Below are 19241 nucleotides of genomic sequence, written 5' to 3'. Positions count from 1 at the left end.
GGCCTTCGGGGCCGGTTTTACGTGCTGTGGTGGGGAAAGTGATCGGCGCGCAGGCGGTCGAAATCCATCTCGGCGACGCGCAACAGACCTTCGTGCGACAGGCGTGCGCGCAGGGCTGGGGTGTCGCAGCAGACCTCGTCGAAAAAGCGTTGCAGGCCGGGTTCGCCCTCCCCGGCGTCGATCTGGCACAGCAGCTCGTGCAGGGTCGCGGTGTCTGGCTGAGCAGGTTTCAGGTCAGCCCGATAGGCGCCTTGTTCCAGCCGAAACCGGAAGTGGGCGAGCCAATTCTCCCAGGATCCGGCATGGAAATGCGCAAGGGGGATGGTGCTCAGCTCAACCTGTCCGGGGTTCTTTATGTCATTTGAGAGGACGTTGTGAATGCGCAGTTCTGCCTGCGGCAAGCCTTTGCGGACAAACAGCTTTCCCGCGACATGGCTCAGCATCCCGCCATTCAGCCAACGCCCGTATGTGGGAAATATCCGCGTACTTTGCTGATGGCGCAGGGGCGTTTCAACCGAGAAGGCCTTGAGGTGGACCTGCGATGAGGGGGCCGGGGCGACCAGAGCCTCGGCGGGGCGCAAGCGTGCGGCATGGCACCGGGCGGGCAAGTCTGAGAGCAGGTCGGCGACAGGGCGCTCTGGCAGCAGAAATTCGTCGACGTCAATATGCCCGAGCCAGTCACAGGCGGTGTTGGCCGCGTAGGCGCGCGTGGCGTTGGCGGTCTGGCGGGGCTGATGGCGGGCCGGGCGGCGCCCCTTCAGGCGCTGCCAGTAGGCGTGATCGGTGCTGATCACCTCAATCCGTGGATGGTCGCGCAGCAGCGCCTGCACCGGGTCCTTGGGGTCGTCGAAATGCAGGATCAGCCGGGTCGCGCCAAGCTCCAGATGCCAGGCGGCGAAGTTCAGAACGGCCTCGACCGGCGCCTTTAGGGTCGAGACGAGACCCCATGTTGTCATTCAGTGTGCTCGCCCGGCAGGGTGCCAAACACCGCACGGCAACGCGCGTCGAGGTCGAGCTGCCGCGTGTACAGCATATGGTGGCGTTCAAGCGCCTGCCGCAGCTGCGGTGTGTCGGCGCAAACCTCGTCATAGAACTGGCGCAGGCCGTCCTCTCCCTCGGTTTCGGTCACGAATTCAAGCACATCGAACAGACCGAACGAGGTGCCGCGTTTCTGATAGGAGCCCTTCTGCATGCGAAATTCCAGACGCGTGCGAAAGTCGGTCCAGTCCTGCACATGGGCATGGCCAACCCAGCCATGACGCAATGTGACCCGGTTGCTGGCAGGCTCGCCCCGGTAGAGCAGCGCGTGAACGCCCAAGCGGCAATCAGCGATGCCGACGCGCGCGATCGCCTTGCCCTCAAGGTGGCTGACATAGCCGCCACGCAGATGCGCGCCGAAGGTCGGATAGAGGTCGTGCAACACGGCCTTGTCGGTGCCTGCAAACCGCGGTGTCAGCTTGAAGGCGGAGGGCGCGTCATGGCCGCCCGCCAACATCTCGGCCGGACGCAGATGCAGCACCGCCGTCTCGCTCGGAACCTGTGCGAGGAGGCCGGAGAGGGGGGAGGGCGAGAGGATGAATTCGTCGACATCTATATGCGCCAGCCAGTCGAGGTCGCTGCGGCGGTAGGCATGGGTCGCGTTGCGCATCTGCCGGCCCTGATGGGTGTCCGGCCGCCCGGCGCGGTGGCGCGCCCAGTAGTCTGCGGTGCAGGGCACGACACTGATGCGGGCGTCGCTGGCGAAGAAGCTGGCAATCGCGTCGTCGGGCGTGTCGAGATAGAGATGAACCCGCGCGGCGCCCTCGCTCAGATGATAGGCGACGAAGCGGGCGAGCTGCGGCAAGGGCGCCTGCACGGTCGAGACAATCCCCCACCGGAGCGTCTCTGGCGATGGTGGTCCGGCCTGCGGAGGCGTCGGCGCGACGTGAGGTGTTCCCTCCATCGTACTGAAATCGAACAGGTCCTGAAGTTTTGCATGGTCGGCCTGCCGTGCATCCCGCATCTTGCGGAGACGGCGAAACACCGTGCGTTCGTCACTGTCGAGCAAGCTGAGCAAGTGATGCGCGAGGGGGCGGATGGTGTCATCCTCAGCGGCGTCCTGCCAGAGGCGGCCGAGCATATTGACGTCCAGCCCCCCCCGAACGATGGCATAGGGATCCATCTGCAGCGCGAGGGGGCCGGATTTGCGTGTCCCTTCAAAGGGATCCTCGGGGCTGGCCGGGGAAAAGAGCCGCTCTGTCTCGTAGAGTTTCATGGTTGAGAAGAGGACCGTCAGGCTGTGACCGACGCGCCGTTGCGCCTCGGTCGTGCCATGGTCGGCGAAGGTGGTCACGGCCGAGACCAGCCAGCGCGGGTTGAGATGGGAGAGGAGGAACGGGGCCTGTTCCTGCCACATCCGCAGGAACAGGGGCGCGGTCTGAGGCGGTTGACTGCGTCGGCGTAGAGCGGAGATCAGCAGCCCATGCAGCCAGAGAAGCTCAGCCTGTCCGGAAAACTGCTCTTTTATTTCAAGATACTTGTAGGAAAAAGTCGACGCAGATTTCTGATGCGTTTCCGCAAAGTCGCCGATGCGCCGGGTTTTCAGCGGAGCGAAATCGAGATCCGCATCTGGCAGAGCCTCGCCGGGCGCGAAGGTCAAAGGATCACGGCGGCCCTCCATCTGGGCGACGACCCGGTCGAAACCGCCGTATGTCGAGGACCTGTCCATGGCAGGAAGATGCCCGCGCGGGTCGCCCCGCGCAAGCGTCAGGCCATCATCTCTTTGGTCGCGGTGAGCGTGATCTCGGGGTAGTCGCGCACCACGCGATCAATGTCCCACTGCAGGCGCGTGAGATAGACGGTATCACCATCGTGGTCGTACGAGATATGCTGCTTGTTCACATTCACAAACTTATCAACGGCTTGGCGGTCACCGCTGACCCAACGGGCCGAGGTGAACTGCGAGGCTTCAAAACGCACCGGGATGCCGTATTCCAGCTCGATCCGGCTGGCGAGCACTTCGAACTGAAGCGCGCCAACGACGCCGACGATGAAGCCCGAACCGATGGCCGGCTTGAACACCTTCGCGGCGCCTTCCTCGGCGAATTGCATCAGCGCCTTTTCAAGGTGCTTGCCCTTCATCGGGTCGGTCGAGCGGACGCTTTGCAGCAGTTCCGGAGCAAACGATGGGATACCTGTAACGCGAATTGCTTCGCCTTCGGTTAACGTGTCGCCGATCCGCAGCTGTCCATGGTTCGGAATGCCGATGATATCGCCGGCCCAGGCCTCCTCGGCCAGTTCGCGGTCGGAGGCGAGGAAGAGCACCGGGTTGGTGATCGACATCGGTTTCTTGGACCGCACATGGGTCAGTTTCATCCCGCGCAGGAAGTGCCCGGAGGCAAGGCGGATGAAGGCGACCCGGTCGCGGTGCTTGGGGTCCATATTGGCCTGGACCTTGAAGACAAAGCCGGAAACCTTTGTTTCTTCAGGAGAAATCTTGCGCGGTTCAGCCGATTGAATCTGCGGTTCGGGGCCATATGTGCCGATGCCATCCATCAGTTCCTTGACGCCGAAGGAGTTGATCGCCGAGCCGAACCAGATCGGGGTCAGCGTGCCGTCGAGCAACGCCTGCTGGTCAAAGGGCGGCAACAGCTCGCGCGCCATTTCGACCTCTTCGCGCAGCTTGGAGAGGAGGTCCGCCGGGATCAGCTCGTCCAGCTTGGGGTCGGTCAAGCCCTTGATTTCAATGGACTCACCGATCTTGTTGCGGTCGGCGCGGTCCATCAGCTCCAGCCGGTCATTGAGCATGTCATAGCAGCCCATGAAATCCCGCCCGAGTCCAATCGGCCAAGACGCGGGTGTCACATCGATCGCCAGATTCTCCTGGATTTCGTCAATGATATCAAAGGTGTCGCGGCTCTCTCGGTCCATCTTGTTACAGAAGGTCAGGATCGGCAGATCGCGCAGGCGGCAGACCTCGAACAGCTTCTGGGTCTGGCTCTCAACGCCCTTGGCGCCATCGATCACCATGACGGCCGCATCGACCGCTGTCAGCGTGCGATAGGTGTCCTCGGAGAAGTCCGAGTGGCCGGGGGTGTCGACGAGATTGAACCGGAAGTTCTTGAAATCAAACGACATTGCCGACGCGGAGACGGAGATCCCGCGATCCTTTTCCATCTGCATGAAGTCGGAGCGGGTGCGCCGCGCCTCGCCCTTGGCACGGACCTGGCCAGCCATCTGAATGGCGCCACCATAGAGAAGAAACTTCTCGGTCAGCGTCGTCTTGCCCGCATCGGGGTGCGAGATGATCGCGAAAGTGCGCCTGCGCGCGATTTCGGCGGGGAGTTTCGGGCGGTTTGAAGGGGTGTCCAGCATGTCGCGGCGTATATCAGGGATCGGCAAAAGGGCAAGCGTGCGCTGCGTTAAGAGACAGCGGCGACAGGGCCGGAGGGCGAAAATCGCGATGTCGGTATCTCGTCGGTATTCGGACGGTATGTGAACGGTGCGCTGTAGGTCGACGGGGCCGGTGAAGGGGCCGGTAAGGTTTGTCGCTGGGGCATGAAGATTGGGGGCGAGAAGATGTCGGCCGGCGGGCGGGGTCAGTCCTGGCGGGGCGTCAAGCGCCGCGACGCGCCGCGCAGGATGTCGATGGCATCGGGGCGCTGCAGCGTCGCCTCCTTCACCTCATAGTCGGTATGGGGACGGACGGAATGACCCGACAGCGGACCCAGCGACGATTCCCGGAAGCTGGGGCTGAGCGCGATACGGGCGGCATGGTCGAGCAGCAACGTCTCGGCGGCGATGCCTTCGGCGTAGATGATCTGATGGCTGTCGAACAGCAGCTGGAAATATTCGACAAAGCCGCCCTCCTGCACAAAGACGGTGTCGCCGTTGATCAGGTGGCGGGCACGCACCAGAACCTCTTTGCGGCCGACATCCAGGGCATCGACGCGTTGATAGATGAACAGCCGATGATCGGGGCTGACGACAAAGTCATTGGTGTTGGACAGCGCCCCGGCGCGGATGACGATGGGGGCGAAATCGCCCGTGGCGCGCACGATGGAGTTGCCGATCCAGCGGATCTGCTGGGCACCGTCGTCGCGGGTGAGGATGCGGTCACCCACGCGCAGCGCCTCGATCGGGGACTGGCGTCCGCTGGCGAGGGTGATCAGCGTGCCCCGGGTGAAGGACACGCAGGCGAGGTCCTGCAGCTTGCGGTGCGCGGTGCGGGTGTCGATGCCGACCAGCTGGTAATCGGTACGCGGGGTCAGCGGGGCGAGGGGCAAGGCGTAGACCTCGTTCACCGCGCCGTCCTGACCGACCTCGACAAGGACGAGCATGTCGGTGGTGGAGCCGTCGGGCGACATGAAGGTCACGCAGCTGTCGAGGAACACGGTAGCGCCCGGCTCGCCTTGATCGGTCTGAGAGCTGACGATGGTGACGCCATCGGGGCATGATTCGAGCGACAGACGCATCAGCTGCGCCGCGCCCGAGAACCAGTAGATGTCGTCGGGCACAAGTTCGTCGGCAAAGGAGAGGTTGTCCCCTTCGTTCACGCCATGGACGACCTGCATCACGCCGGATAGATAGACCGGAAGGGCAGTGATTGTCTGAGTGCTGGTGGGGGGCATGACAGTGCCTCGGCTACCTCTGACAAGAAGACTGGCTGGTGATCTGTTGCCTATATATGGCAGGTTACGTTCAGGTTACGCGATATCGCAAATATGTGACGGTATCGATGCAACAGATGCGGCGGCATCCCCGTCGCCCGGAAGGAGAGTATCATGGATCTTGGGATCAAGGGAAAGCGGGCATTGGTCACGGCGTCCTCGAAGGGGCTGGGGCGTGGCTGTGCGATGGCGCTGGCTGAGGCGGGTGTCGATCTGGTGCTGAACGCACGCGGCGCCGAGGCGCTGGAGGCGACGGCGCAGGAGATCAGGGATCTCTACGGGGTGAACGTGATCGCCGTGGCGGCGGATATTGTCAGCGAAGCCGGCCGCGCGCAGGTGCTGGAGGCCGCGGGGCAGGTGGATATTCTGGTCACCAACGCCGGGGGTCCGCCTCCGGGCATGTGGACCGACTGGGAGCGCGACGACTTCATCAAGGCGATCGACGCCAACATGCTGACGCCGATTGCGCTGATGAAGGCGCAGTTGCCTGGCATGATCGAAGCGGGCTGGGGCCGTGTGGTCAACATCACCTCGCAATCGGTGAAATCGCCGATCGGTCAGCTGGGGCTGTCGAACTCGGCCCGCGCCGGTCTGACGGGCTATGTCGCAGGTACCGCGCGTCAGGTCGCCGGGCATGGCGTCAACATCAACAACCTGCTGCCGGGGATCCACGACACGGACCGTGCGGCCTCGCTGGATGGCGGTGTCGTCAAGGCCAAGGGGATCACGCTGGAGGAGGCCCGCGAGGCGCGTAAATCCACCATCCCCGCCCATGCCTATGGCTCGGCTGAGGGGTTCGGGCAGACCTGCGCCTTTATGTGCTCGCAGCATGCGGCCTTCATGATCGGTCAGAACGTGCTGCTGGACGGCGGCGCCTTCAACTCGACCTTCTGACCTCAGGCATTTGCCCTACTTGAGATGACGTCCCCTCCGGCCCCGCTGCGGGTTCGGGGGGACGCACAGACCTATCTGATCGGACCACAAGACCTTGAGCCAGCCTTCCCCCCGCCTGGAGATTCGCAATCTGACCCGTCGTTACGGCGACCTGACCGTGGTTGATGATGTCAGCCTGGCGGTGATGCCGGGGCAGGTGACCTGCCTGCTCGGCCCCTCGGGCTGTGGCAAATCGACCACGCTGCGGATGATCGCGGGGGTCGAGATGCAGGACAGCGGGTCGATCTATACCGACGGCCAGCTGATCTGCGACACGGTCTATCGCATCCCGCCGGAGCGCCGCCATATCGGGCTGATGTTTCAGGATTTTGCGCTGTTTCCGCATCTGACCGTCGCGCAGAACGTGGCCTTCGGGCTGACCGGCCCCAAGGCCGAGCAACGCGCCCGGGTCGAGGAGCTTTTGGCCCGCGTCGACCTGTTGCGCTACATCGACGACTACCCGCACGGGCTGTCGGGGGGCGAGCAGCAGCGGGTTGCTCTGGCGCGCGCACTGGCGCCACGACCGCGCCTGATGCTGATGGACGAGCCGTTCTCGGGCCTCGACAACCGATTGAGGGACGAGATTCGCGACCAGACCCTTGCGGTGCTCAAGGACGAGGATGCGGCGGTCCTGCTGGTGACGCATGAGCCGGAAGAGGCAATGCGCATGGCCGACGAGATCGCGCTGATGCGTGGTGGTCGGATCATTCAGCAGGGCGCGCCCTATAACATCTACAACGCCCCAAGAGACCGCGACGCCGTGGCTTTCTTCAGCGATATCAATGTGATCCGGGGGCGGGTCAGCGGCGCTCTGACGCAGACGCCTTTCGGCCAGTTTCTCGCCCCCGGTGTGCCCGAGGGCGGCGAGGTCGAGATCATCATCCGCCCGCAACACCTGCGCATCGACTTTGACCGCAATGGCACCGGCCCTCTGCCGACGCCGGAACATGGCACCCCGGCGCGCGGCGTGGTGGAACGTGCCCGTTTCATGGGCAATGAGAGCCTCGTCGAATTTCGCATGGATTACGACGGCTCGATCCTCAAGGCGACGGTGCCGAATGTGTTTCTGCCCAAGCCCGGCAAGCCGCTGTGGCTGACCATCCGGCGCGACCGCTGCTTTGTGTTTCCTGTGCGCTGACAGGGAAATGTGCCCCGATTTCAGCTGTCGCCGCTGAGCGGGGCGGGGCCTGCCTGCCGCGCGCAGCCCCGCACGGCAAAATAGCGCCCGTCTGTCGGCCAGAAAGCGCAGTGCACTGCAAAAAAGCGTGTGCGGCACGCTTTGGTTCTTTCATCCTTTCTTTGAAAACACTAAGTGTTCCCAGACAGCGGACGGCGGCATCCGTCCGCGCAAGGGAGAGCTAAGATGCTGAATAACATTGGCCTGCCGGGCCTTCTGCTGATCGCCGTCGTCGTGCTGGTTCTGTTCGGACGCGGCAAGATCTCGTCGCTCATGGGCGAAGTCGGCAAGGGGATCACCGCTTTCAAACGCGGCGTCACCGACGGCACCGAAGAAATCGAAAAAGAACATGCCGATACGGCACGTGACGTGACTCCGGAAGAGTCGAAAGACAAGGTCTGATCCCCCATGTTCGGAATGGGGTGGACGGAGCTTCTGCTCATCGGGATGGTCGCACTGATCGTCGTGGGCCCGAAGGAGCTGCCAGGGCTTTTCCGCAATATCGGCCAGTTTGTCGGCCGTGCGCGTGGCATGGCGCGTGAGTTTTCCCGCGCCATGGAAGATGCTGCCGATCAATCCGGCATGAAAGACGCCACAAACGTCTTCAAAGGGTTGTCGGATCCGAAGCGCTATGGGTTGGACAAGGTCAAACAGGCCACGGACTTCACCAAGTGGACACCGGACAGCAATACCGCAAAACTCGCCGAAGAACGCGCCGCCGCTGCCAAGAAGATCCATGCAGCGACAGCGGATGCGGCCCAGAAGCGTCTGGACGCGGCCGCCAGTGCAGGCACCGAGACCGGTCTTGCCGTGCCGAAGATCGCGCCGGTGAAGAACCCGACGACGCCCGACGCACTGCCCGCGCCGCAACAACAGCCGCGCGCACAGATCCGTCGCCCGGCCAAATCCATCAACCGTCCCGTCCGCAAGGCCGCCCCGGCGCAATCGCGCAAGGCGAAACCTGCTCCCACTAAGAAAGGTTGAGCATGAGCGATACGGATGAGCTGGAAGACAGCTCCGCCCCGCTGATCGAGCATCTCGCCGAGCTGCGCACGCGCCTGATCCATTCGCTGATCGCGTTCATCGTCGGCATGGCCATCTGCTTTACCGTCTGGAACCCGATCTTCAACTTTCTGACGCAGCCGTTGTGTCAGGCACGCGAAGCCATGGGCGATGACTGCGGGCTGATCATGATCAAGCTGCAGGAAGGCTTCTTCGTCGCGGTCTCGATCTCGCTGCTGGGCGGGCTGTTCCTCAGCTTCCCCTATATCTCCTACCAGATGTGGCGTTTCGTGGCGCCGGGCCTCTACAGGACAGAACGCGGCGCGTTTCTGCCGTTCCTGATCGCCTCGCCCTTCATGTTCCTGCTGGGCGCGGCCTTTGCCTTCTACGTCGTCACGCCGATGGCCTTCGACTTCTTCCTGGGGTTCCAGCAACCGGGCACCCTGACCGGCGACGCCGAGGTCGGACGCACCGTCGCCGGCATCGCCTTCCAGGGCTCCGCGCAGGAATACCTCAAGCTGACGATCAAGTTCATCGTTGCCTTCGGGATCTGTTTCCAGCTGCCGGTTCTGTTGACCCTGATGGGGCAGGCGGGCCTCGTCTCGGCCGTCGGCCTTGGCGCCGTGCGCAAATACGCGGTCGTCGGCATCCTGGTGCTGGCCGCTGTGGTGACGCCGCCGGATGTGATCACCCAGATCATCCTCTTCGTCGTGGTCTACGGCCTCTACGAGATCTCGATCTTCCTGGTCCGCCGGGTCGAACGCCGCCGTGACGCAAGACTGCGCGCCGAGGGCTACTTCGACGATGAAGACGAAGCCGCTGATACGCCTGACACGAAAGAGTAACGGTGCATGACTGACCCGATGGAACGTATCGCAGCGGCGTTGGAGCGTATGGCCCCCGCGCCGCTGGAGGCCCCCGATTTCGACGCCGCCGATGCCTTCGTCTGGCACACCGACCCCGAGCATCTTCAGCCGATCCCGAAGATCTCCCGCGTCGATCTCACGCTGCTGATCGGGGTCGAACGCTCACGCGACACGCTGCTGGCAAACACGCTGCAGTTCGCCCGTGGCTTTGGCGCCAATAACGCCCTGCTCTGGGGCGCCCGCGGCATGGGCAAGTCCAGCCTGGTCAAGGCGGTGCACGCCGAGGTGATCGCCCAGGGCCAGCCGCTGAAGATCGTCGAGCTGCAGCGCGAAGATCTGCCCAGCGTCTCCCGCCTGATGCAGCTGCTGGGCGCCAGCACGCACCGCTTCGTGCTGTTCTGCGATGACCTCAGCTTCAGCCACGACGACCAGCACTACAAATCCCTCAAGGCAGTGCTCGACGGCGGCATCGCCGGACGGCCGGAAAACGTGCTGTTTTACGCCACCTCGAACCGCCGCCACCTGATGCCCCGCGACATGATCGAGAATGAACGCTCCAGCGGTATCAACCCCTCGGAAGCGGTCGAGGAAAAGGTCTCGCTCTCTGACCGCTTCGGCCTCTGGCTCGGCTTCCACCCCTGCAGCCAGGACGACTACCTCGCGATGATCGACGGCTACTGCGCCGCCCACGATCTCCGGATCGCCGAAGACACCCTGCGCGCCGAAGCCATCGAATGGCAGGCCACCCGCGGCGGCCGCTCGGGCCGCGTCGCCTGGCAGTTCTTCACCGACCTCGCAGGCCGCCACGGCATCGCGATCTCCTGACGCCCGGCCCCCGCAACCGGCCTCCCCTGTCATCTTGCCAAAAATACTTTGGGTGAATTGAGGCCATAGGCCTCAAGGGGGCAAAGCCCTCCTCCGTACGCCAAAAAAAAAGCGGCCCCGAACCCGGGACCGCTTTTTGTCGTTTGAGACACCATCACATCACTTCAGATAGGTCATCGGATCCACCGTATCGAGGCCCTTGCGCACCTCGAAGTGCAGGTAGGGCGTGCCATCGGTCGCGATCTTGGCGATCTGCTGCCCGCGCTCGACGGAGTCGCCCTTCTTGGCGGTGATGCCTTCGACATTGGAATAGAGCGTCAGCAGGTTGTCGGCATGTTTGACGACGATGACACTGCGGTTGTCGGTGTCCTGAATGATCGCGGCGACGGTACCGGAGCCCGCGGCCTTGACCGGCACACCGGGATCGGCGGCCAGGTCGATGCCGTCGCTCTTGCCCTTTTCGTATTCGCGGATGATGCGGCCCTGCACCGGATAGCCCAGCTTGCCCGAGGGCGCGGCCTGTTCCTTGCTGAGGTCGGGCGCAATGGTTTTGCCGCTGTCGGTCTTGGGCACGACGGGGGCTGTCGCAAGTGCTGCTGGCGATTCGGCGGGCAGCGGTTTGGAGGCCGAAGGCGGCAGCGGTGTCGGAGAGCCGACGCCGGGCGCTGTGGTGCTCTCGGGCGGGCGCGCCACGGTGCCATTTTCCGACACCAGCGGGATCAGCAGATACTGACCTTCGCGGATGGTGAAATTGGCGTCCAGCCCGTTCCATTCCGACAGCGAGCGCACCGAGACGCCATAGAGGCGGGCCACGGTATAGGCGGTCTCGCCGCGCACGACGCGGTGACGGATCGGCTCTTCGCCGACCTGACGCGCCGGTTGCCCGGGCGAGGAGGGCGGCAGGGTCGCGACCGAGATTTCCTTGTCGGCGGCGCGCTCGATCGCGCTGCCGGCCATCTGGGTGAAGCCGACGTCGCTCGGCGCCATGATCGGGCCGGTACCGGGCGATCCGGTGGCAGGCGAGGGCTCGGAGACGCGGCTTGGCAGGGCCAGCACGGCGCCATCGTTCAGCCGGTCGCCGAGGTTCAGGCCGTTGTAGCGCGCCAGCACCGCAGGATCGGCGCCGACACGGGCGGCCACGTCGTTGACGGTATCGTCGCGGCGCGCCACGACGACCTGATAGCCGGGGTAGGATATGATCCCGCGATTGTCGGGCGAGGGGCGCGAGGCGGCCACGCCAAGTGCGGCGTCCGCGGTGGAAAAGCCGCCAAAGCCGCCGCGCAGATCTGCATCCATGGGCCCGTTGCAGGCGGCCAGCAGGGCCAGCGCACTGGAGGCTGCGACTAGGCGGGTGAAGCCATTGAGAGTACCGGTCATCTGTTCGTCCTCATCCCATCCCCAGACGTCAGGGGCTGTTCTCGGGTGTTTTGTGCCGCCCGCTCTGGGTGGCGGGCTGGGGTGGTTCAGGTGTCCTTGCCCATGCCTTCCAGCAGCGGGACAAAGCGCACCGGGCGCAGTTCGTCGTATTCCAGGCCCTGTTCAAGCTTGCGGACACGGATCAGGCTTTGCACCGTGTTCGACTGCCCAACGGGCAGCACCATGATACCGCCGACCTTGAGCTGAGCCAAGAGCGGGCCGGGCGGGTCTTCGGCGGCAGCGGTCACGAGGATGCGATCAAACGGCGCCTGATCGGGCAGACCGAAGCTGCCGTCGGCGGCAAAGGTCGTCACGTTGAGGCGCCCGGTCCGGTCCAGCACGCTTTTGGCTTCGCGCACCAGTCGGGCGTGGCGGTCGACGGTATAGACCCGGCGCGCGAGGTGGCTGAGCACGGCGGCCTGATAGCCCGATCCGGTGCCGATCTCCATAACCTTGTCGCGCGGCTGCACGTCCAGCGCCTGGGTCATCAGCCCCACAACCGAGGGCTGAGAGATGGTCTGGCCACAGGCGATCGGCAGGGGCATGTCCTCATAGGCGCGATCGGCGAAGATGCCGCGAATGAAGTCGCCCCGGTCAACCTTTTCCATGGCCTCAAGCACGCGCTTGTCGGTCACCCCGCGGGTGCGCAGGGCGAAGAGGAACTGCATCTTGCGTTCCGCAGTGTCGCTGTCGTCCTGGCTCATCTGTGCAAAGATCCGGCTGGTTCGGGGTTGGGCGCATTCGCCCTGAGGTTGCCAGAGAGTGCGGCAATCAGGGCGTCAGGGAAAGCGCTATCGTGGCAGGCGCGGGGCTTGCGTCTATTCAATGACCTTGAGTGCATCAAGCAGGTCATGTGCCGTCAGATCGGCCCGCATCGGGGTGATCGAGATATAGCCCTGCAGGTTGACCTCGGCGTCCGAGCCGGGGGTTGCGGCGACCCGCTGATCGCCACCGCGCGCCCACAGAAACCGCCGACCAGAGGGGGCTTCATGGGGGATCACGCCAAAGCTGGTGCCCTTGCGATAGCCCTGCGGCACGACGCGGCGGCCTTTGACATCTGCCGCGGCGCAGGGCGGAAAGTTGATGTTGTAGAAGGTGCGATAGTCGCTGGCGCCATTGCCGGGGTGGTTGTCGAGAATGGCGCGCACGATCTCGGCGCCGAAGGTAGCGGAGACCTCGAACGGGTCGTCGAGGCTGGCGTTGTCCGGCCCCCAGTACTGCGACAGGCCCATCGAGGGGATGCCTTGCAGGGCCCCCTCCATCGCGCCGCCAAGGGTGCCGGAATAGACGGCGTTTTCGCCCGAGTTGTTGCCCCGGTTGACGCCCGACAGGATCAGGTCGATCTGCTGGCCCAGCAGGACGTCATGCACGCCCGCCAGCACGCAGTCGGCAGGGCTGCCCTCGGCCGCGAAGCGACGCGGGCTCATTTCAGAGATCATCGTGGGGTGGGTGTAGCTGATGCAGTGGCCGACGCCGGATTGCTCAAACGCGGGGGCGACGGTCCAGACCTCGCCCGTGGGGCCGGCAAGCTCGGTTGCGATGGCGTGCAGGGTCTTCAGACCCGGTGCGTTGATACCGTCGTCATTGGTGATGAGAATGCGCATGATTGTCCCCTTTTCGACAGCCCTCTGGCCCGTTGGCCCCTGCATAGGCGAGGCGGGCCGGAGGGGCAAGCGACGGGCGGTCCCAACCTCGGCAAGGCGATGCTTTGAGGCATCAACCCCGTGTCAGTGCGCGGGGGCAAAGACCTCGGCCAGCAGGCGCGCGGCCTCGGCCGGGCAGGGGGTCAGCGCGGCGCGATCTTCGCCCGGATAGAAGCGGGCACGCACGGCGGTCGGCATGGGTTTCGGCGTCAGGATCTGCACGCGCGGGCCGGTGCGCACGGTTTCCGCCGCCCAGGAGCGGACCATGGCAATCTGCGCCGCCTTGGTCGCGCCGTAGGAGGCAAAGAACTTGGCGCCGGGGGCAGAGGGGTCGTCAAAGAACAGCGCGGTGCCGGTCTGGCCCAGCAGCGGCGCGATATAGGGGAGGAGGTGACCCATGGCGGTGATGTTGGTCGCCAGCGACTTTGACCAGTCCTTGGCATCGACGTGGCTGGCGGGCGTCAGCGGTGCCGTGTGCACAGCCGTGTGAGCCCAGATCGCGACGCCGCCCCAGCGGTCATAGATCGAGCGGCAGAGCTGCGCCATCGCCTCGGGCTTGGTCACATCCATCGGGGCGAGGGTGGCCGAGCCGCCCGCGCTCTGGATGCGGTCGTCCAGCTCCTCAAGCGCGCCGACGGTGCGCGCGACGGCGACGACGTGATGGCTGCGCGACAACTCAAACGCGAGCGCTGCACCGAGGCCACGCGAGGCGCCGGTGACGAGGGCCACGGGTTTGTCGGTTGCGGAGGTCTCGGCGGCGGAGGTCTCTGCGGCGGGGGGCTGGATCTGATCACTCATGCCCGGCGTCTTGCGGGTTTTCGCAGCGCCGGTCAAGAGATCTGAGCGCGGCCAAATGTCAGGAGCCGGGGATCTTCAGCACCTGCACGGTGCTGCCGCTGGCAATCTGCAGCTGACCGTTGCCAATGGCCAGCACGCGCGGCGCGCCGCGGCCAAGCCTGTCGCCCGCGCTGACCTTGTGAATCTTGCCCGAGCCGAGGCGCACAAGCGCCATCGGGCCGCGTGGCCCTACGACCGTGCCGATCAGGGTGATGTTGGCGAGGTCGAGCTTGTCTTTCTGGGTGGCGTTATGGGCGACCACTGCGGGGATATTTGCCATGGGTCCAATCCTGCAAGTCCTGGGTTCACCCTCGCGCATCGCACGGGTGGGCCTTGCAGGTAAGAGCCCGGGCCTGACAGGCCGGGGACCGGCGCAGCCCCGCCGAGAGGGGGGCTGCGCATCGGCAGGGCTGCGCCGGAACGCTCAGCCGTTCGCGAGATGCGGGCGGATGTCGTCGCCTGCGGCGGCGTAGAGATCGAGCAGATCGTCGAAGGAAATGCCATCGGTCTGGGTTTGGGCCAGCGGGTCGGTCTGGATCTGCGCGACGGGGCGTTCACCGGTGCCACCGGGGACAAGGCGGCAGGCGATGGCGTCGTCGTCCTCGAACCCCGGCAGGGCGTTGGCGATCAGGCCCTCGCAGCCCTCAAACGCCGGGCCGCCCTCGGTCAGGCTGTCTATATAGGCGTAGAAATCGGTGGGCGCGACCTGCACCCAAGGGGCGAAAAAGAACACCTCATCGCTGCCGCGCACCGGGATCGGCAGGACGGCGTGCAGAAAGCGGTCTTCGCCAAGGCGGCACAGCTCGGGGGAAAGGCGGTCTTCGCCGGCTTCGAGCACGTCCGCGCCGCCCTCCAGCAGGGGGCCGAAGGGCCAGGCGTCGGGGGCGTCAAAGCCGAGGTCGATCAGACCGGAGAAGCTGCGCCCGTCGATCTGGCTGACAAAATCGGGATCGTTGAGGCGGCGCCAGCGGGCATCGAGAGAGAGGAGGTTCATGGGACAGGCCTTTGGCAATGACGTTTGGAACGGCGGAATGAGCAAAGGACGCCGCCATGGAAATGGCCGCGTCCCTTTGTGACTTAGGTCGATCTGGCGCCGGGTCTATTCAGCGGCGGTCTTGAGCTGAAATCCCTTGGCGACCATGTCGGACGGCTCGACCGGGTATTCCCCGCTGAAGCAGGCGTCGCAGTACTGCGGGCAGGCGTTGTTGCGGCCCTCAGGTTCGCCCGCAGCGCGGTAGAGACCATCGAGCGAGATGAAGCGCAGCGAGTCGACGTTGAGATGCTCGCGCATTTCGTCCTCGGACATCGTGGCGGCCAGCAGCTTTTCGCGCTGCGGGGTGTCGACACCGTAGAAACAGGGCCAGGCCGTCGGCGGCGAGGCGATGCGGAAGTGCACCTCGGCGGCGCCGGCATCCAGGATCATCTCCTTGATCTTGCGCGATGTGGTGCCGCGCACGACCGAGTCGTCGACCAGAATGACCCGTTTGCCCTTGATCAGCGCACGGTTGACGTTGAGCTTGAGGCGCACACCCATGTTGCGGATCTGCTCGGTCGGCTCGATGAAGGTGCGGCCCATGTACTGGTTGCGGATGATCCCCATGGCGTAGGGGATGCCGCTTTCCTGACTGTAACCGATCGCGGCGGGGGTGCCGGAATCGGGCACGGGGCAGACCAGATCAGCGTCCACGGGGGCTTCGCGGGCCAGCTCGACACCGATACGGCGACGGGTTTCATAGACGGACTGGCCGCCGATGATGCTGTCGGGCCGCGAGAAGTAGACATGTTCGAAGATGCAGAACTTCGAGGGCTGCGGGCGGAAGGGACGGCGCGATTCAACGCCCTTTGCGGCCGAGATGACGACCATCTCGCCCGGCTCGACCTCCCGCACGAACTCGGCACCGATGATGTCGAGGGCGCAGGTTTCCGAACTCAGCACCCAGCCGTCAGCGACCTTGCCGATGACCAGCGGACGCACGCCCAGCGGGTCGCGCACACCGATCAGCTTGGTGCGGGTCATGGCGACGACGGAGAAGGCACCCTCCACCCGGCGCAGGGCGTCTTCCATGCGGTCGGGGATGTCTTTTTGCAGGGATCGCGCCATCAGGTGGATGATGCATTCGCTGTCAGAGGAGCTTTGGAAGATCGAGCCGCGCTCGATCAGTTCCTTGCGCAGGGCGAGGGCGTTGGTGATATTGCCGTTGTGGGCAATCGCCGCCCCGCCCATGGAAAATTCGCCAAAGAACGGTTGCACGTCACGGATGACAGCGGCCTTGGAGCCCGCCGTGGAATAGCGCACATGGCCGATCGCAAGAGGGCCGGGCAGCGTTTCCATGATATCCGCAGAAGTGAAGTTGTCACGCACATAGCCAAAGCGACGGGCCGAGTTGAAGCCGAGCTCTGGATCATGGCAGACGATGCCACCTGCCTCTTGCCCGCGGTGCTGCAGGGCATGAAGGCCGAGGGCCACGAAGTTCGAGGCATCGGTCACGCCGATGACGCCGAAAATGCCGCATTCCTCTTTCAGCTTATCATCGTCGAAGGGGTGCGCGTAAAATCTGGGGGCCTCTTCCAGAGTTTTGACAGCGCATTGCGGCTGATGTTGGTCAGCCGGTGCAGGAATTTTGGCCTGGGTAGCGTATTTCGATGTGGGCAAGGGAGATGCTCCGAATCCGGTCACGTCCATTGGCCACCTCATACGCGCCTTGAACAGGAGTGTCACGAAAGGATCATGACTCTGGTCTGTGCGTATCAGGAACGTGACATGTGCGGGGGGTCGCACTTGCGGACGCCCGATAATCTGGCAGGCCGGGGCCTGATGAGGCCGCGTCGCCGGGCGCTGATGCGCACCGGCGTCAGGGTGTCAGAGCTTATTGCGCAGCCGGGGCAACGCAGAAGCTGGTCAGCTCTTCGTACTGGCTGGTGATCCAGCCGAGGGCGCGGGCGGGATCTTCGTCTTCGATCTTGCCGGTGAGCTTGGCGAAGACCACGGCAGAGCGGGAGTTGTCGACCATCGGCACGTCCTGCGCGGTCAGCACCGTCTGATAGACGAAGAACGCCAGCGCCACGAGGAAGATGCCGCGCGCGATGCCGAACAGAAAGCCCGCCGCTTGATCAATGCCGCCGATGACCGAGCGCTGCACGACCGAAGAGAACAGCGGCGTGAACAGCGAGGCAATGGCCAGCACAACGGCGAAGAGCACACCGAAGGCGGTGATGATCGACAGTTCGCAGCTGTCGGAGATGAAATCGCCGATCATCGGGATTTCCTTGACCAGAGGCTGGATCTGCGGGGCAAAGACAAAGGCCAGAACGGCGGCGAGGATCCAGCCGATGATGGCCAGCCCTTCGCGCACGAAGCCCCGTGAATAGGCCAGCAGTGCCGACAGCAGGATGACCACGGCCACGATGCCGTCGATGAGTGTAAAACCGTCCATTAAAGTCCGTATCCCGTTTAATGTGGCGCCCTATCCGGCGCCGAAAATCTCGCCTACGAAGCTGGTCAGATCCGCCATGCGGGTCAGTTTCAGCCCCTCGCTACTTCCCGGCTTGCCCCCTTCGGGGGCGATTGCCGATGAAAAACCAAGTTTCTGTGCTTCTTTCAACCTGTTTTCCGTCTGACCGACGGGGCGCAGGGCGCCAGACAGGGAAATCTCTCCGAAAACCACTGTATCTGAGGGCAAAGCGATGTCTTCGCGTGCCGAGAGCAGTGCCGCCGCGACCGCGAGGTCTGCTGCCGGTTCGCTGATCTTCATGCCGCCGGCCACGTTGAGGTAGACATCCATCCCCGCGAAAGGGATGCCGCAGCGCGACTCGAGCACCGCGAGGATCATCGCGAGGCGGCTGCCATCCCAGCCGACAACCGAGCGGCGGGCCTGTGAGTGTGGGGTGGGGGCGACCAGCGCCTGCACCTCGACCAGAACCGGACGGGTGCCCTCGATCCCGGCAAAGACGACCGAGCCGGGAGAGGGGGTGCCGCGTTCGGACAAAAACAGCGCCGAGGGGTTGGAGACCTGCGCCAGCCCGGCGCCTGTCATCTCGAACACGCCGATCTCGTCCGCGGGGCCGAAGCGGTTTTTCACGGCGCGCAGGATACGGAACTGGTGGCCACGCTCGCCCTCGAAATAGAGCACCGTGTCGACCATGTGCTCGACGACGCGGGGGCCGGCGATCTGGCCTTCCTTGGTGACGTGGCCGACCAGCACCACCGACGCACCGCGGGTCTTGGCGAATGTCGTGAGTTCATGGCAGGCGGCGCGCACCTGAGAGACCGAGCCGGGGGCGCTGTCGACGGTATCGCTCCACATCGTCTGGATCGAGTCGATAATGACGAGGTCGGGACGCTCTTCATCCAGCGTGGTCAGGATGTTGCGCAGGGAGGTGTCGGCGCCGAGCTTGACGCTGGCGTCCTGCAATCCGAGGCGGGCGGCGCGCATACGCACCTGGGCCGAGGCTTCCTCGCCCGAGATGTAGAAGGTCTTGAGGCCCTTGCCCGCGAAGGCGGCGGCGGCCTGCAGCAGCAGGGTGGATTTGCCGATGCCGGGATCGCCGCCGACAAGGATCGCCGAGGCGGGCACGAGGCCACCGCCCAGCACACGGTCCAGCTCGTCCATGCCCGAGGCGGTGCGCGGCGGGGGCGTTTCCGCATCCGACAGATCCGACAGGGCGACGCGCTTGCCGCGCATCGAGCCCAGCGATTTGCCCTTGGGGCCGGTCGAGAGGGGCACGTCCTCGGTGATCGAATTCCAAGCCCCACAGGCTTCGCACCGCCCTGACCACTTGGAGGTGATCGCGCCGCATTCGTTGCAGGAAAATGTGGTGATGGGTTTTGCCATGAGGGGGCTTGTGCCCGAGGCGCGCGGGGGGGTCAAAAGCATTCTGACGCTGGCCGAGCGAA

The 19241-nt window shown here is 64.6% G+C and carries 19 protein-coding genes; 6 read left to right on the top strand and 13 right to left on the bottom strand.

The genetic code is table 11. From position 1 onward, the window contains the following. Positions 1 to 17 precede the first annotated feature (17 nt). The 4 genes from F3W81_RS07200 to F3W81_RS07185 all read right to left on the bottom strand — a co-directional run bounded on the left by F3W81_RS07200 (position 18) and on the right by F3W81_RS07185 (position 5609). Complete coding sequence (locus F3W81_RS07200; RefSeq protein WP_193082937.1) at positions 18 to 956, bottom strand: glycosyltransferase family 2 protein; 939 nt, start codon at positions 954 to 956, stop codon at positions 18 to 20. Beyond that, entirely contained in the window at positions 953 to 2707 is a 1755-nt protein-coding gene (locus F3W81_RS07195; RefSeq protein ID WP_193082936.1) for a glycosyltransferase family 2 protein, read from the bottom strand. The genes F3W81_RS07200 and F3W81_RS07195 overlap by 4 nt, the downstream gene beginning before the upstream one ends. Before the next feature lie 38 nt (positions 2708 to 2745). Next, the gene (locus F3W81_RS07190) at positions 2746 to 4353 is read right to left on the bottom strand and encodes a peptide chain release factor 3 (protein WP_193082935.1); all 1608 of its coding nucleotides are present in this window, start codon (positions 4351 to 4353) and stop codon (positions 2746 to 2748) included. Positions 4354 to 4577: 224 nt separating this feature from the next. Continuing rightward, positions 4578 to 5609 (bottom strand): Hint domain-containing protein, encoded by a 1032-nt coding sequence (locus F3W81_RS07185; protein ID WP_193082934.1) that lies wholly within the window; start codon positions 5607 to 5609, stop codon positions 4578 to 4580. A 153-nt stretch (positions 5610 to 5762) separates the two neighbouring features. On the opposite strand from F3W81_RS07185, the gene F3W81_RS07180 reads away from it, so the two are divergent. The 6 genes from F3W81_RS07180 (at position 5763) to F3W81_RS07155 (ending at position 10451) form a co-directional block, all read left to right on the top strand. Further along, a complete protein-coding gene (locus F3W81_RS07180) occupies positions 5763 to 6542 on the top strand; it encodes an SDR family NAD(P)-dependent oxidoreductase (protein ID WP_193082933.1) in 780 nt (259 codons plus the stop codon). A 94-nt stretch (positions 6543 to 6636) separates the two neighbouring features. Further along, entirely contained in the window at positions 6637 to 7719 is a 1083-nt protein-coding gene (locus tag F3W81_RS07175; RefSeq protein WP_193082932.1) for an ABC transporter ATP-binding protein, read from the top strand. 225 nt (positions 7720 to 7944) lie between these two features. Next, a complete protein-coding gene (locus F3W81_RS07170; protein ID WP_193082931.1) occupies positions 7945 to 8160 on the top strand; it encodes a twin-arginine translocase TatA/TatE family subunit in 216 nt (71 codons plus the stop codon). 6 nt (positions 8161 to 8166) lie between these two features. Then, a complete protein-coding gene (tatB, locus tag F3W81_RS07165; RefSeq protein ID WP_193082930.1) occupies positions 8167 to 8742 on the top strand; it encodes a Sec-independent protein translocase protein TatB in 576 nt (191 codons plus the stop codon). Positions 8743 to 8744: 2 nt separating this feature from the next. Next, the gene (tatC, locus tag F3W81_RS07160; protein ID WP_193082929.1) at positions 8745 to 9605 is read left to right on the top strand and encodes a twin-arginine translocase subunit TatC; all 861 of its coding nucleotides are present in this window, start codon (positions 8745 to 8747) and stop codon (positions 9603 to 9605) included. A 6-nt stretch (positions 9606 to 9611) separates the two neighbouring features. After that, positions 9612 to 10451 (top strand): ATP-binding protein, encoded by an 840-nt coding sequence (locus F3W81_RS07155; protein WP_193082928.1) that lies wholly within the window; start codon positions 9612 to 9614, stop codon positions 10449 to 10451. 159 nt (positions 10452 to 10610) lie between these two features. Here F3W81_RS07155 and F3W81_RS07150 read toward each other — a convergent pair whose 3' ends face one another. The 9 genes from F3W81_RS07150 to radA form a co-directional block, all read right to left on the bottom strand. Continuing rightward, entirely contained in the window at positions 10611 to 11828 is a 1218-nt protein-coding gene (locus tag F3W81_RS07150) for a M23 family metallopeptidase (RefSeq protein ID WP_193082927.1), read from the bottom strand. Between the two features lie 86 nt (positions 11829 to 11914). Continuing rightward, entirely contained in the window at positions 11915 to 12571 is a 657-nt protein-coding gene (locus F3W81_RS07145; protein ID WP_193082926.1) for a protein-L-isoaspartate(D-aspartate) O-methyltransferase, read from the bottom strand. 114 nt (positions 12572 to 12685) lie between these two features. Further along, positions 12686 to 13471 carry a 5'/3'-nucleotidase SurE gene (gene surE, locus F3W81_RS07140; protein WP_193082925.1) on the bottom strand — a complete coding sequence of 262 codons (786 nt, stop codon included), beginning with the start codon at positions 13469 to 13471 and terminating at the stop codon, positions 12686 to 12688. 123 nt (positions 13472 to 13594) lie between these two features. Then, entirely contained in the window at positions 13595 to 14308 is a 714-nt protein-coding gene (locus F3W81_RS07135) for an SDR family NAD(P)-dependent oxidoreductase (protein WP_193082924.1), read from the bottom strand. Positions 14309 to 14366: 58 nt separating this feature from the next. Next, a complete protein-coding gene (locus F3W81_RS07130; RefSeq protein WP_193082923.1) occupies positions 14367 to 14627 on the bottom strand; it encodes a pilus assembly protein PilP in 261 nt (86 codons plus the stop codon). Between the two features lie 144 nt (positions 14628 to 14771). Continuing rightward, positions 14772 to 15341, bottom strand: a complete 570-nt coding sequence (locus F3W81_RS07125; RefSeq protein WP_193082922.1) for a DUF2199 domain-containing protein — start codon at positions 15339 to 15341, stop codon at positions 14772 to 14774. A gap of 105 nt (positions 15342 to 15446) precedes the next feature. Continuing rightward, complete coding sequence (gene purF / locus F3W81_RS07120) at positions 15447 to 17030, bottom strand: amidophosphoribosyltransferase (protein ID WP_226941903.1); 1584 nt, start codon at positions 17028 to 17030, stop codon at positions 15447 to 15449. A gap of 184 nt (positions 17031 to 17214) precedes the next feature. Further along, positions 17215 to 17781: a CvpA family protein gene (locus tag F3W81_RS07115; RefSeq protein ID WP_193082921.1), complete on the bottom strand. Its 567-nt coding sequence runs from the start codon at positions 17779 to 17781 to the stop codon at positions 17215 to 17217. 30 nt (positions 17782 to 17811) lie between these two features. Beyond that, entirely contained in the window at positions 17812 to 19179 is a 1368-nt protein-coding gene (gene radA, locus F3W81_RS07110; protein ID WP_193082920.1) for a DNA repair protein RadA, read from the bottom strand. Positions 19180 to 19241: the final 62 nt, after the last annotated feature.

This window comes from Pseudooceanicola spongiae, from assembly GCF_014899185.1.
GTDB classification, from domain to species: Bacteria; Pseudomonadota; Alphaproteobacteria; order Rhodobacterales; family Rhodobacteraceae; genus Pseudooceanicola; species Pseudooceanicola spongiae.
The sequence above is the reverse complement of the archived record's forward strand: the minus strand, read 5'-3'. Positions and strand labels throughout refer to the sequence as shown.